Raw genomic sequence first — 15,043 nt, 5'->3', positions numbered from 1 at the left:
CCCTCTTATTTCGTTACTCAGGTAAGCTAATTAATTCCTGCTCCAGTAATGGCAGCGACAAAATAACATCGGTCCCTCGTCCAAGCTCACTATATACCTGGATCCCAAATGCCGCTCCATAATGAAGACGCACTCGCTGCTGTACATTTTTCATGCCTATCCCCCCGTTAATGCTTTTCTTAGGAGGGCTTTCGTTCTGCAGCCCATCATTCAATTTCTCCAAAGTCTTCTCATCCATTCCGATCCCGTCGTCTTTAATATGAAACAACAGCATTTGCTCTGTAATCTCGCAGCGGATGCTTAAATGCATTTGCGGCTTATTATCATCTAAGCCATGGTAAGCTGCATTCTCAATGATAGGCTGGAAGACCAGCTTGATAATAGAGTAATTATCTAACGACTTCGGCACATCGATATCCAGTAAAAAACGGTTAGGATAACGATAGTTCAGCAGCTCGACGTAATTACGCACATACCCAAGCTCTTGCTTCAATGTCGTATTGCCACTCAGATCACTTGTACTGTACCGTAGCAGTTTGCCCAGAATAGAGATCATATCCGCAGCTTCGACATCATCATTCAGCTCGGCGGTCATTCGGATGGACTCCAGTGTGTTATAGATAAAATGAGGATTGATTTGACTCTGCAGCGCATGAAGCTCTGCTTCCTTTTTCTGTTCTTCTATGCGGTAAATATCCTGAATTAGCTGCCTGATTCGGGCTAACATACGATTAAATTGATGCCCCAGCAGACCAATTTCGTCACGCCGTTTAACTCTGAACATCACATCCAGATCGCCGCCCTGAACTTTTTTCATCAATTGAATCATTTGAGTCAGCGATTTAGTAAGGGCAACGGAAAGAATAATCGAAATAATTAACGCCAGTACTATGATACTTAATGTAGCAGCAAGTGTTGTATTACGGGTCAGCTTCACATCACGCATCAGTACATCAACAGGAATAGAGATAATTACCTTCCAATTGGTTTTGGTAGAGCCAGAGTAAATATTCAACCGCTCTTTTCCGTTGACTGTATCATAAAAGCTTCCAGAAATGCCTCCAACTCTTTTGAACAAGTCTGAATCAGAAATATCTGTGGCCAGCAGCTTCTTGTCGCTGTCGTAGATGACCATTCCCTTCTCATCCACAATCAACGACTTCCCATGGGTGACTTTATCCAGTTCCTTAACTTGATTCTCCAAATTGCTAATATTCGCTTCAACCGCAATCAGCCCGATTGGATTTAACAAGCCATCCACGATTTTGCGAACAACGGTAAAAGCATATCGGGTGCTCTGCAGATTACTTGTATACGCTTGAGTACCGAACAATAATGCTTCTCCGCTGGAATCCTTAGTCTGCTGGCTCCAGTATTTATAGCTTTGCTCGAGATCGAGTCGTACGCCACCATCCTTCGCAGAATAATAACCATTTCCGTAAGCGTCAAAAATATAAACCGAGTTCGCACCTCGCTTAATATTGTTAATAAACGAAATGTTGCCCTCTATCCCCCGTTGAATGGACAACAGAAGATCAAAATCACCGGGCGACAAAGCAGCACTCCCAGTTGCGCCTCCCATAATCTTTTTCTGCTCATGGTAGTTGTTCGAACGTATTAAATTCTGTTTGATATCATTCACATAGGCGGGCATAGATGAAATACGCTTCATATCTTCGATATAATCGTCTACTCCATCCATCATTTGATCGATTAATTTCTCAGAATAAGCAATGGTGTTCCCCTGAATAGATTCTGAGTAGCTCTTGAAGGTAAATACACTGATGAAGGATAGCGGGAGGGTAATGATAATTAAAAAGACGAGGAGCAGCTTGCGTTCCATGCTCATGTCCCCGATAACGGACCACCAGCCAGAGATGCGTCTACCTTTCATTTGGTCCTTCTCCTTAATACTTTTTACCTAACTTGTTATTAAATTATAACAAATACCTAACAAAGTTATTATACGGTGTAGTTCTTCATTACACAACAACAAACCGCCTCTTCATGTTGAAGAAGCGGTTTTGTTAGGTAAACAATTTAGAAATTAGTGATGAATCCACTCATTTTATAGTGAATAATGACAGCTTGTCCTTCAATTGACCTGAAGCACTTTCCAGCTTGCCAGATAATGAAACGAGTTGATCACTTACATTTTGCTGTTCATTACTGAGTGAAGCTACTTCTTGGGAAGTTGCTGAAGATTGCTCAGCTACAGCGCTAACGTTCCCCATAGCCTCTGACAACACACCTTGCGAATGATTCAGACTGCTGATCGCTGTCGTCACCGATTCCAGGCTTGTTATGAATTCATCCATCTGTCCTTTTACGGACAGGAAGATATCACTTGTACTCTTCACGGAGCTTACTTGTTCTTTAAACAGTGGTGCTACTTCGGATAATACAGCTTCCGTTTCGTTCATTTCCGCCATGATCTTATCCGTAATTCCAGCAACAAGGGCAATAGATTGTTTCGATTGGTCAGCAAGCTGCCGCACTTCACCCGCAACTACCATGAAGCCCTTACCAGCTTCTCCTGCACGAGCGGCTTCTATTGTTGCATTTAACGATAAGATATTCGTCTGTTGCGTGATACTCTTCATCACATCCAACACCTTAATTACGGAGAATACTGTCTCCTTCAGGTGGTTGACACGTTCGACAAGTGCACTTGTTTTTTCTCCAGTGCGGCTAGTCTGATCCAGCAGGTCAGTTAATTGCTTAGCGCCTTGAGCACTAGCTTCACCAACCCCACGTGCTGCTTCATCCATCTCAGTGTTGGCATATATTACAGTCTGCATTTGCGTAGCAATCACATCTGTTAGCTCATTACCTCGTTCAGCTTCAAGCGCCAGACTGCCTGCCCCACCGGCAATTTCTTCCGTAGCGGCTGCGATTTCCTTCGCAGAAATAGCTGTCTTCCGTGAGGCTTCACCAAGCTCACCAGCGGTCTCCAGCACATCCCGAGCGGTTTCTGTCGTTTGCGATACAAGCTCAGTAATACGCTCCATCATCACGTTAAAGGAAGCTGATAGCTGGCCAATTTCATCTTTAGAAACATATTCTGTACGTACACTTAGATCACCACCTGCACCTTGTACCATAAGATCCTTCAAGCGTGCTAGAGGGCGAGCAATCATACGCACCATCCAGATCCCGATTACTATGGCTAGCAGAGCCGCACCAGCAGCCGCAATAAAAGTAGTCAACAGAATCGGACGTGCTTCTTTTACTAGCTCATCTGTTGGGACTACCCCTGCCAACTTCCAATCCGCCCGGATCATTGGATTAAAGACAGCAAGGATTTCTTTCCCGTTTGTATCCTTCTCATCCAAGCTTTTGTTATCCTTTTTACTTGCCTGAATAAAAGCGAACTCTGAAGGTTTACCATCGTCTTTTGAATCCGAAGAAGCTACTACGGTTCCATCAGGAGTGACAAGTTGAATTCGAGAGCCATCTCCCAGCTGTACACTTGCGAATGATTCCTCCAGCAATGTATTCTTCAACACAAGGATGACTATGTATCCTGTACCTGAGCCCAGGGTTTTGAGAGATCTTGCCATAGCAATATTTTTGTCTCCATCACCTTGAACAGCTGTCGAGAACCATATGTTCTTGGCTGCATCACCATCACCTTTAGAATAGTAGGATTCATAAGATGCAGTGTTGTCGACAATCTTCTTATACCATTCTTGTTCTCTTATGTTATCTAACTTAATGCCGCCACTGCCACTTGTAACAATGTCTTGATCAGGCGACTCCGGGATCAAAGAAACACTAAGAATATTAGAATCCGTTGTAATCTGACTGGACAACTTTTTACTTACTGCGCTTGTAGCTTCAAATTTCTCATAGGAAGATTGTGCAGTCACTAAAGACTTCAAATCTTCTTGCATCTGCGCATCAAAATAAAGCTGTAAAGCCAAGTTCTCGTACTGCTTCAAAGTAATATCTAACTTCTCTGAGGTCTGAATAATAGTCTGACGGTAGGCTTCCGATACGTTGTTCTTAATTGTCTTCTTGGCTTTTGAATAAGATAGCAGTCCAAGTGCCATTACCACAATTACAATTGCACACAAAAATATCAGGAATATCTTCACGCCAACAGATTCCATAGGATTAACTCTTTTGATCTGTCCCCGCAAATCTATCCCATTCTTCAAATTAAACTTAGGTGTCTTAACTGCCCCTTCAATCTTGCTTGTTTCCTTGTTTCCTGTGATCGCCGATTTCTTATTCTTTTTATTCATGCTAAACCTTCTCTCATTATGCTTTTCACTAATACTATCTTGATCAGGATCCCCCATCTTGATCACCTACCCGCTAATATTAGAATACGCATGAAAGCGTTAACCAATATATATATCGGCGTATTAGGTCTTTTTCCTTAGCTTTACGAGACTTTTTTTACAACTTTTAACCTATGTATGTTTAAACATAATAAATAGCTTGCTGCACCTCCTCTCTTGGAGATATTTGTTAATCCCTAATATATATAACTTATTGTTTGCTTTGTCAAAAAGAAAAACAGGGAGGCTCTTGGATGACCAAAGGCTTCCCTGTTTTTTATTAAAACTTCTTCTTACGCATCATATCAAAGTATGCAACCGGTTGATCTACCTTCATACGAATAGGTTGCAGTGGATGACGGGCAGCATCAAGCGAATTGCCTTTCTCATCCCATATTTCGCCAACCGTTTGCTTGAAGAACGTATCGTTAGGTCCAAAGAATTCTACTTCCTGACCTGGCTTAAAGTGATTGCGCTGTTGAACTAGTGCCGTACCACTTTCAGCATCGTACTCAATTACAAGTCCGGCAAAATCATACGGAGCTGCTTTTTCTTCAGGCTCATAGATATGATCTTCATGATCCGGAGTATCATAGAAGAATCCTGTGTTTAGCGGACGGTTAGCGGCTTTATTAAGCTCATCCAGCCATTCCTGCTTCAATTCATACCCTTCCGGATCTGCCATATAAGCATCAATGGCTTTACGATATGCATTAACGACAGTAGCCACATAGTGGATTGACTTCATTCGCCCTTCGATCTTGAAGCTGTCGATGCCCACTTCAATCAGTTCAGGTATACTTTCCAGCATACACAAATCCTTAGAGCCCATGGAGAAGGGATTATCTCCTTGCTGATGCAGTGGAATCTGAGTTACCCCTGGAAGCAAAGGAGCTGGAGATTTCACTTCAGCCTGCTCTTCCTCAGACACCCAAGTCCCTTCCGGACGTGCATCCTCAAACAAATCATATTTCCAGCGGCAAGACTGGCAACAGCCCCCGCGATTGGAATCACGGTCGGTGAAATGGTTGGACAATACACAACGACCCGAATACGAGGAACACATAGCACCATGGATGAAGCTTTCGATTTCAATGTCGACATGTTTTTTAATCTCAGCGATCTCTTCCAGGCTTGTCTCACGGCCCAAAACAACACGCGGAAGCCCCTCTTCCTTCCAGAAGGACACCGCTTGCCAGTTCAACGTAGACTGCTGTGTACTCAAATGCACTTCAAGACCAGGCACTAACCGGCGTGCTGTATCTACAATGATTGGATCAGCTACGATAATAGCAGCAATGCCAGCTTCATATAAGTTACGCAGGTATTCTTCAATTCCCGCGACATCTTCATTGTGAGCATAAATGTTTGTTGCAACAAATACCTTAGCGCCATATTTCTTGGCGAATTCAACACCTTCGCGCATTTCCTCGAAGCTGAAATTATCTGCGCCGGAACGCAAGCCGTATTGTTGTCCTCCGATATAAACAGCATCCGCACCATAGTGTACTGCGAACTTCAATTTTTCCAAATTACCAGCCGGAGCGAGGAGCTCCGGTTTGTCCAGACGGTAACGTTTGCCCTTATATTGCGGCTTTGTCATGGTTCCCATTCCTGTTCTCCCCTCCATCGCCCACAAAGCTAAGTCACATGCTATAAATGCTGTACCTAATCTTCGTGGGGACCTATAACCTCTTTATTTTTGTCAAACTTAATATACTTGCTCTTTATAGAAAAATCCGAAGCTTAACTCCCGTTCAGGGTCCTGCACCGTTCTGATTACATCCATCCATTCCTCATTGAAGGCATAACCTTCCGGATCAGCCGCATAAAGATCTATAGCTTTACGATAAGTCTTCACAACCGTTACGTTATACGCTATCGATTTCAAGAGTCCCTCAATCTTAAGGCTGTGTATACCTGCAGCCATCAGAATATGCAGATCCTCCAAAATACAAATATCATCCGAGCTCATAATATGAGTGCCGTTCTCGTCTTCATAAATCGGGAATTTCTGGTCATCTCGTTCTTCTTCAATCAGAAATAGTCCGCGTTCCTTCCCGAGACTTCCTCCATCACTAGGACGGCCTTGATGTGACATATAGCTTTCAACAAGCTTCCGCTTGGAATGGTATATATTGGTCATTCCATGAACCTGCACCTGTGCCTCAATCTCCAAAAGCGGAACCATTTCCGTCATTTCATCCATATTCAGCTCACGGGCCAGCACAACGCGAGAAGCCCCCTTGCGTCCCCAATAATTCGCGGTCGCATAGTTGGTGGAAGTCATTTCCGCATTCCAGTGCAGCTTCATTGCTGGCGCTTCTTTCTTCACAGTGGTTAACACTGCTGGATCCCCGAATTCAACACCATCAATGCCAAGCTCACCTAAAGCCTTCACATAGGCAGGAAGCTCATCCAGCAGACGGTTGGACATCAGCCCACCCAAGCTTGCATACACTTTGCAGCCTCGCGAATGTGCCATTTCTACGACAGTCGCTGTATCCTCCAGAGAGAAATGTCCAGCAAGCCGCATCCCAAAACGGTCATCCCCAATGAGCAACGCATCTGCTCCGGCATCCAGCAGAGCAGCAGCTTCCTCCAAGGATGCTGCCGTTACCAGCAATTCCGGTTTGTTAGTCATGTTGTACCTCCTACTTGTACGGTTATTTCAACCGCACCACTCTTCATTTTAATAGTTTATTTCGATTCTTGCTTACTTTTTTCGATATTGGCTAAATGTTCCTTGTAGGTCTTAGCAAATAAATGGCCCTGTGTACCATCTTTTTTGGTCACATAGAAGTAATATTCAGAAGCTTCTGGTTCGAGTGCCGCTTGAATGGACTCCAGCCCCGGATTACTAATAGGTCCCGGAGGAAGTCCAATATTCTTATACGTATTATATGGACTATCAACTTCCAAATCTTTATACAAAAGTCTTTCCTTCTGCTTATTGAGTAAATATTGAACGGTAGCGTCGATCTCCAGCTTCTGCTCTTTCTTTAGGCGGTTATAAATAACACCAGCCACAAGCGGACGTTCACTATCCACCACAACTTCCCGCTCAACCAGCGAAGCTACGGTCAACAGTTCATGCAGAGACAATCCACGCGTTTCTAGCTTTTGCTGCCAGTTAGGAATCGTATCTAGCTTCTTCTGGAACTGATCCAAAAGCGCTTCTACAACTTCCTGGGGCGTGCTATCTTTGGCCAGTTCATAGGTTTCGGGGAATAAATATCCTTCAAGACGGTGGCGTAGATTCTTATCCTGCGGGATACCCAGAATATCAATCCCCTTCAAACCTGCACCAGTATCCATAATTTCAAGAAAAGTAGCCGCATCCTGATTCCAGGCTTCAGCGAGCTTCTTAGCGATCTGCTCAGCAGTATATCCTTCGGGGATAGTAAAGACCACAGTTTCTTCCTTAACTACATCACCTGCATTTAATCTTGCAATGAGTTCATCATAGCTGTCACCGGGCTTAGCGATATAAGTACCTGCTTTGAAGCTAGAGCCTTCTTTAGTCCATTTCAAATATCCCTTAAAAAAAAGACTCTTACGGATAATGCCATTTTGCTCAAGCAGATCAGCAATCTCCGCACTTCCCATGCCCTTCTCTATCGTAAATGTTACAGCAGGACCTGCAGGCTCTACCGGCTGCATCCCGTTCCAAATGTACCATGCGCCCCCACCTCCTGCTGCTACCAGCAAAAGAATAATGATTAACACAGTACGGATTGCGGATTTCAAGTCTGGTTCCTCACTTTCCGACTATAAAGTATAAAAGTGTATTGCCTAAAATTCAATATATATTTCCTTAGATTGATGTATATAGGATATTGCTCGCATTTCAAGCAAAAAGAGCGCGGAATTCTCCGCCCTCTTCCGTGCCCATCATAAATGTAACGTACATGTTTAAGTTTTATTCAGCGCCATCTGCTGGAAAAGTCATCTCATCGTATAGCTCAGAGATGTCTTCCCACTCTTCATCGTCCATAATGCTCTCTAATTCCGGAAGTCCGTCAGAAGAGACAACGATACGCAGGATTTCATACTCCACGTCTTTGCCAGAGCCTTTCAGCACTGCATATCCGCGATCACCGACTTCAAATTCGGCGATAATATCGTAAATGGAAGATTTGCCTTGCTCATCTTCCAGTTCTACAGTTTCTCCGTAGGCTTCTTTAAGCCGTGAAGTCCATACCGCTTGATCAGCGGATATCTCAGTCATTCTCCGATCCTCCGTCCAACTCGTCGACCAGTGTGTTGAAAGTCTCTTCGACAATCGCCCACTCCTCGTCATTATCGATCATGAACAATTGAAGATCGTCGCCTTCTTCCACATAACGGAACGCGTATACCTCATCGGTTTCCTCGTCCTCGGAGTCTAGCGGAACCACCATCATATACTTAGCGTCCGAGCCATCAACCTCAAACTTCATAATGACCTCGAATTCCTCTTCATTACCTTCCTCATCGGGAATATAGATAATTTCCGGTTCTTCCTCTTGGCCAATCTGTTCGTTTGTCATATCCTCGCACCCCTCACCTTTTACTGTTAGCATCCAAAAAATTTTGCAAAATCAGGGCTGCAGCCATTTTATCCACAATCCCCTTGCGTTTCTTCCGGCTGACGTCCCCTTCAATCAGCACCCGCTCTGCGGATACCGTCGTCAGACGCTCATCCCAAAGGTGTACGGGCATTTCTAACTCTTCCCGTAGCTTATCAGCGAACTCTATACAGATTTCGCCCCGGGGTCCTACTGAGCCGTTCATATTCTTCGGTAGACCAACTACAATCTCTCCAATTTCGTGCTCTGCAACAAGTTCACGAATGCGTTCGAACTCATTACCCGTACCTCGGCGCTCAATCGTTTCAAGAGCTTGTGCCGTCCAGCCAAAAACATCACTTGTGGCTACACCGATTCTACGGTCGCCGTAATCTAAACCTAACTTCTTCTTCATTTCGGATTGTCCACCCTGTGATTGACGAGATAGAATCTAACCAGCTCTTCAATCAGCTCATCACGTTCTTTTCTCCGGACCAAACTTCTCGCATTGTTATGGCGCGGAATGTAAGCCGGATCTCCGGAAAGAAGATACCCTACGATCTGATTGATCGGATGATACTCTTTCTCCACCAGTGCATCGTATACTGCTAGCAATATTTCCTGGGGAGAAGCTTCCTTTTCGTCGCCCTTCACATTGAATTTGACCGTTTTGTCCATGGAGTCCATTTGTGACACCTTCCTTCTGCAAAATCGCCTTTTGGGACGGCTTCGCAAAGTTGCTACTGTGCAGCTCGCTTGCTTCCTTTATCATAACATATTCATGCCCCAACGAGGAAATCCTGCCCGTTATTAACGCTTTTTTTGGCATTTTCTCTACAAAAATTATGATATTTTTGGCTTTTAAGCTATTGTCAAGCACAATTATTCATGAATATCTAACATCCTGCTAATAAAGAGTAGCGGTACTGATATCAAACTCTCAGTACCGCTATGTTTTCTCGTAATACGTTTAGTTAGAGAAATGGTTTCGTAATTTTAACTTAGGCTAAGGAAGCTACCAATTCTTCAGCCTTTGCCAATGCTTCGTTTAGCTTAGAAGCATCTTTACCGCCGGCTTGCGCCATATCTGGACGCCCACCGCCACCACCGCCGCAAACCGCTGCAATTTCTTTAACGAGTTTACCAGCGTGGAAACCTTTCTTCACCAGGTCTTGCGGTACAGATACTACAAAGTTCACCTTATCATCCATCGCCGCACCTAGTACAAGCACTGCATCCGGAAGCTTGGATTTCAATTCATCCGCTGTGGAACGCAAAGCATCCATATTGCCTGCTTGAACAGCAACAGCCAGGAGCTGCGTACCTGCGCCAACTGTCTTCACACTGCTTGTAAGTTCAGCAGCAAAAGTAGCACTCAGCTTGGATTGCAAGGACTCATTCTCACGCGAAAGCTCACGCACCTGGTTATGCAGCGCTTCGATCCGTTTCGGAACGTCATTCAGAGAAGACTTAAGAAGGCCTGCTGATTGTTTGAGCAAATCTAGCTGACTTTCAGTGAACTGGTAAGCGTAACGTCCGGTAACCGCCTCGATGCGGCGCACTCCGGAACCAATGCCACTTTCGCTAAGCAGCTTGAAAATTCCGATTTGCGACGTGTTGGATACATGACAACCACCGCAAAGCTCAAGGCTGTAATCACCCACTTGAACGACACGGACGATATTACCGTATTTTTCACCAAAGAGTGCCATTGCTCCCATTGCTTTAGCTTCATCAATCGGCTTGTTCTCAATCACTACATCTAGACCGCGCCAGATTTGTGCATTTACGCGATGTTCGATATCGCTCAATTCTTCTGGAGTAATCGCTCCAAAATGGGAGAAGTCAAACCGCAAACGAGCACCTTCCACTAAAGATCCCGCTTGATTAACATGCCCGCCAAGAACTTCTTTAAGCGCTTTGTGCAATAAATGGGTAGCTGTGTGGTTCTTCACGATATCTTCACGCTCCGCACGATCCACTTCCGCGCGAACGGATTCGCCCACTTTCAATTCTCCCGCTTCCACAGTTACCAAATGTACGTGTTGGCCGTGTGGAGCTTTAAAGAGTCCTTTTACCTTAGCTGTAACTGAACCCCCAGTAAGCACACCCGTGTCACTTACTTGTCCGCCGCTCTCAGCATAGAACGGTGTTGTATCAAGAATAACTTGGCATTCTGCGCCTTCACCGGCGACATCTACCAATTCATCACCCACAACAATAGCCAGGATTTTCGACTCTGTTACCGAGTCATTATATCCAACAAATTCACTTTTAACCGTCAGGTCTGCTAGTGCGCCTCCCTGGATCTTCATGCTGCCGCCATCATGACGTGCAGCTCTCGCACGGTTACGTTGCTCCTGCATAGCCGCATCAAAACCTTCTCGGTCTACAGTTAAACCTTGCTCCGCTGCGAAATCTTCGGTCAGGTCAAATGGGAACCCATAAGTATCATATAACTTAAATGCATCGGCTCCAGCAATATTGCTGAGACCCTCTGCTTTTGCTTTAGCACTGATCTCACCCAAAATAGCCAATCCGTCAGACAATGTTTCGTGGAAACGTTCTTCTTCAGTACGAATAATCTTTGCGATATATTCGCGGTTGTCCACAACGGATGGATAGTAGACACCCATAATTTCGCCAACGGTTTCAGTCAGCTCATACAGGAATGGACGATCCAGACCCAAGGTCTTTCCGTACCGAACAGCACGGCGAAGCAAACGGCGGATAATATAACCGCGTCCTTCATTAGAAGGAAGTACTCCATCCCCGACCGCAAAAGTAACGGTACGCACATGGTCAGCGATTACTTTAAGCGCGATATCCTGCTCAACGTTATCTTTATAAGTTACACCCGCGAGCTGTGCTGTCTTTTGAATAATAGGTTGGAACAAATCAGTGTCGAAGTTGGAATCTACATCCTGTAGAATGGATGCAAAACGCTCCAAGCCAGCCCCTGTATCAATGTTTTTATTCGGAAGCGGCGTATAGCTGCCATCCTTGTTATGGTTGAATTGTGAGAACACCAGGTTCCATACTTCTAACCAGCGTTCATTTTCTCCACCTGGATACATTTCCGGATCGCTCATATCACTGCCGTAAGCTTCACCACGGTCATAAAAGATTTCCGAGCAAGGACCGCATGGGCCTTCGCCAATATCCCAGAAATTATCGTCGCCCAGCTTAATGATGCGTTCAGCAGGCAGGCCAACCTTTTCATTCCACAGCTTAAATGCCTCTTCATCCTCTGCGTACACCGTTACGGAAATACGTTCCGGGTCAAAGCCGATCCACTCTTTGCCGGTTAGGAACTCCCAAGCCCATGTGATAGCTTCTTCTTTGAAATAATCGCCGATGGAGAAGTTACCCAGCATCTCGAAAAATGTATGGTGACGGCGTGTCTTACCCACATTCTCGATATCATTGGTACGAATACATTTTTGTGAGTTAGTCAGGCGCGGATTTTCTGGAACCTCCCGGCCATCGAAGTACACTTTCAAAGGTGCCATACCCGCATTGATCCACAGAAGCGAAGGATCGTTGTGAGGAACGAGGGACGCACTTGGTTCAATCTTGTGACCTTTACTTTCAAAAAATTTAAGCCATTTGGAACGAATTTCACTTGCTTTCATCATTTACAGCTCCCGTCTCATCTTTTTACTTCGGCATTTACACCGGAAATTACAAAATACCTAAAAAATAAAAACAAAAAAACGCCCCTGAATAATTCAGGGACGATTAATATCGCGGTACCACCCTGGTTATCGCCTTGACCCCACTAATGGGACAATTGCAGACGATCGCCTTGTCGCGGCTGATAACGGGCGCCCCCGGTGAGCATTGATCTCACACTCCGAAATTAGCTTTCCACCGGCCTGTCTTCAAGGTTCTCACAGCCATTACGAAACGTTTCGTAAAGGAACCTTTTCTCTGATCAAGCCATCCTCCGGTGTACTTCATTTTCATCAACGATTTGTCCGATTTGCATTTTAACATTTCAAGTATAGCCAGTGCCCTTGCTTCTGTCAATCTGGGGATGGGCGAATGTGAAGAATAACACATGATTTTTGTAACAGTAACCTTGGACTCAAAAAGGATATAGTGAAATCTAAGGTTAATTTGGAATATTTTGTATTCAGGAGGGCTGCCATTGATGCTTCACGCCAAGGAGTTCAATCCATCATCGATTTTTGAAGCAAAGCCTACACACTACCTTTTTATAGCGAGCCTCATTTTTATTCATATTATCTTTACTCTTGCGGTTAATCTCATCCTTTTTGAGCATGGATATTTAAGTTTTATTGCCAAAAACACAAACCACTGGATCAATGAAACGTTAGCCGCCAATCTAGTTGGGCTTCTCTTAGAAGTAATTATTTTTTTGATTCTGATAGCTAAAGTTTCGCCCCGGGATTTTGGGTTAAAAATAGAAAAATTACGAGCCGGACTGCTGGGTACCTTTCTGTTTTGGCTCGCTATAAATATAGTAGATTTGTGTATGGTACACCTGAATCACTCAGAGCTAACACTTAACAATGCTATCTTCAGCCATTCAAATTTAGTTTTCGGTGAAATTCTAGGTCAAGTCTTGGGAAATGCTTTATTGGAAGAAATCTTATTTCGCGGCTTCCTGCTCGTTCATATCTATCTATACTTAAAAAAAATCAACAACAAAACTACACGGATGATCTCTGCAATGCTGATTTCACAATCGATCTTTGCCGCCATACATATCCTAAACCGGATTTACTCAGGATTAGTTGGAATGGAGTTTGTTTATGATTTTATCATGCTTCTAATTCTAGGAATTATATTCGCTCTACTCTATATCTTAACCCGAAATTTATTTTTCGTGATCGGCGTTCACTCATTAATGAATATTCAGATAGCGTTTTGGAACAGCAATTTCACATATACGGCAACTTTATTATGTGTCTTATTACTGACTTGTCTTTTGCTTTGTATAAAAAGGAAAACATTTCGTGCGCAGCAACGGGCGGATATGGGGCTCTGATAATTAGAACTTTAATTATTCACAAAAAGAAGTTCCCCCCTTTAAGCAGGAGGAACTTCTATCACTATTACTATAATGTCTCTATTAATTCGCACCCTCTGCAATAGCTTTATAAGCAGCTAAATCCGTATAAACTTCATCTTTAAGCGGATTGCGTTTATGCTTGATGATTTTATAGAAATGATAACCAAACACTGCAATATTAGCAGCTAAAGATAATGCACTTACTATCCACAGAGCGGTTTCACTATGAGAGGATTGTACAGAGAACTTTGACTCGCCAACAAACGCCGGGAACGACATCGTAAACATCATCCAAATCGCCAAAGTCTGTGCACGATGCTGCAGCCATGCCCCTTTTTTAAAGAAGAACGCCGGGATGGTACAAGAGATCAACAATGCTGCACCTGCATAGAAGGAATGGTCAGAAACTGCATTATATACATAGGCAAAGTTCCAAATGTCATAAGCAATGATCCAGAACCAAAGCTGGTCAGGCCACAACATATCTTTACTCTTATCTTTACTGATCACAATACCCATCCAACCAGAAATCGTAATAATGTTCAGAATACCTGCGATCCCGTTCATAATGTTCCAAGGACCACCTACCATCATTACGCCATCCACCATACCTTGCAAGCTGTACACTTGGAAATCACGAATAACTGCTTCAAGAATGTTAACTGCAAGGATAATAGCCGGGAACATTAATATATATTTATTTTTGTCCCATCCTTTAACATAACGGATAGCCATAAACCCTATACATCCTGCCAAAGCAGAATATACTTTTACCCAGTGAAACCATGTTCCAGTACTGGAACCTTCTCCTGCCGTATTTGGCCAAACCGCTATGGTAAGAACAATAGGGACAACTATAAAAAGAATGATTGAGAACCACTTGCTCTTCCGTGCGATTTCATTTACAAACATTAATCCTGCTAGTACTACTAACCACATTAGCGCAGAGTACCAGGGAATCGATTCGAATAAAAACATGTTTTACTCCTCCTTGTAGGTTGGTGTATGTAATCTGTGTCTCAGGTCCAATATAGCCCATCCCTCTTTAAACGATCAAATCGCTTAAAACGTTGATTTATCAGTGTTTTTTTAGTTTCATTTCAAGTTGAGTTTACACAACCCTAGCACTAGAATTCGCCAAACTTTCTACCTTTCTTCTGAGA

The 15,043-nt window shown here is 43.8% G+C and carries 12 protein-coding genes; 1 reads left to right on the top strand and 11 read right to left on the bottom strand.

The annotated features are described in order from the left end of the window. Positions 1-13 precede the first annotated feature (13 nt). The 10 genes from NSQ91_RS08055 to alaS all read right to left on the bottom strand — a co-directional run bounded on the left by NSQ91_RS08055 (position 14) and on the right by alaS (position 12,474). Complete coding sequence (locus tag NSQ91_RS08055) at positions 14-1,894, bottom strand: cache domain-containing sensor histidine kinase (RefSeq protein ID WP_076308693.1); 1,881 nt, start codon at positions 1,892-1,894, stop codon at positions 14-16. A gap of 169 nt (positions 1,895-2,063) precedes the next feature. Beyond that, complete coding sequence (locus NSQ91_RS08050; RefSeq protein ID WP_248547696.1) at positions 2,064-4,250, bottom strand: methyl-accepting chemotaxis protein; 2,187 nt, start codon at positions 4,248-4,250, stop codon at positions 2,064-2,066. A 319-nt stretch (positions 4,251-4,569) separates the two neighbouring features. Further along, the gene (locus NSQ91_RS08045; protein ID WP_076281108.1) at positions 4,570-5,901 is read right to left on the bottom strand and encodes a peptidase U32 family protein; all 1,332 of its coding nucleotides are present in this window, start codon (positions 5,899-5,901) and stop codon (positions 4,570-4,572) included. A gap of 99 nt (positions 5,902-6,000) precedes the next feature. After that, complete coding sequence (locus NSQ91_RS08040) at positions 6,001-6,933, bottom strand: peptidase U32 family protein (RefSeq protein WP_076126299.1); 933 nt, start codon at positions 6,931-6,933, stop codon at positions 6,001-6,003. 56 nt (positions 6,934-6,989) lie between these two features. Further along, the gene (mltG, locus tag NSQ91_RS08035) at positions 6,990-8,039 is read right to left on the bottom strand and encodes an endolytic transglycosylase MltG (protein ID WP_248547697.1); all 1,050 of its coding nucleotides are present in this window, start codon (positions 8,037-8,039) and stop codon (positions 6,990-6,992) included. Positions 8,040-8,211: 172 nt separating this feature from the next. Continuing rightward, the gene (locus NSQ91_RS08030) at positions 8,212-8,520 is read right to left on the bottom strand and encodes a DUF1292 domain-containing protein (protein WP_076104918.1); all 309 of its coding nucleotides are present in this window, start codon (positions 8,518-8,520) and stop codon (positions 8,212-8,214) included. Further along, a complete protein-coding gene (locus NSQ91_RS08025; RefSeq protein ID WP_038569507.1) occupies positions 8,513-8,821 on the bottom strand; it encodes a DUF1292 domain-containing protein in 309 nt (102 codons plus the stop codon). The genes NSQ91_RS08030 and NSQ91_RS08025 overlap by 8 nt, the downstream gene beginning before the upstream one ends. A 13-nt stretch (positions 8,822-8,834) precedes the next feature. Then, positions 8,835-9,254, bottom strand: a complete 420-nt coding sequence (ruvX, locus tag NSQ91_RS08020) for a Holliday junction resolvase RuvX (RefSeq protein WP_036675598.1) — start codon at positions 9,252-9,254, stop codon at positions 8,835-8,837. Further along, entirely contained in the window at positions 9,251-9,526 is a 276-nt protein-coding gene (locus tag NSQ91_RS08015; protein WP_036675601.1) for an IreB family regulatory phosphoprotein, read from the bottom strand. Before NSQ91_RS08015 ends, ruvX begins: the two co-directional genes overlap by 4 nt. Positions 9,527-9,840: 314 nt before the next feature. Beyond that, positions 9,841-12,474 (bottom strand): alanine--tRNA ligase, encoded by a 2,634-nt coding sequence (alaS, locus tag NSQ91_RS08010; RefSeq protein ID WP_076303818.1) that lies wholly within the window; start codon positions 12,472-12,474, stop codon positions 9,841-9,843. A 521-nt stretch (positions 12,475-12,995) separates the two neighbouring features. Here alaS and NSQ91_RS08005 point away from each other — a divergent pair. Then, positions 12,996-13,856: a CPBP family intramembrane glutamic endopeptidase gene (locus NSQ91_RS08005; protein ID WP_076303817.1), complete on the top strand. Its 861-nt coding sequence runs from the start codon at positions 12,996-12,998 to the stop codon at positions 13,854-13,856. Positions 13,857-13,940: 84 nt separating this feature from the next. On the opposite strand, the gene NSQ91_RS08000 is transcribed toward NSQ91_RS08005, so the two are convergent. Further along, entirely contained in the window at positions 13,941-14,858 is a 918-nt protein-coding gene (locus NSQ91_RS08000) for a DUF5692 family protein (protein ID WP_076126294.1), read from the bottom strand. Positions 14,859-15,043 lie beyond the last annotated feature (185 nt).

The sequence above is a fragment of the Paenibacillus sp. FSL R7-0048 genome, assembly GCF_038004505.1.
Taxonomy (GTDB): Bacteria; Bacillota; Bacilli; order Paenibacillales; family Paenibacillaceae; genus Paenibacillus_AQ; species Paenibacillus_AQ odorifer.
This window is presented reverse-complemented; position numbering and strand designations above follow the sequence as displayed.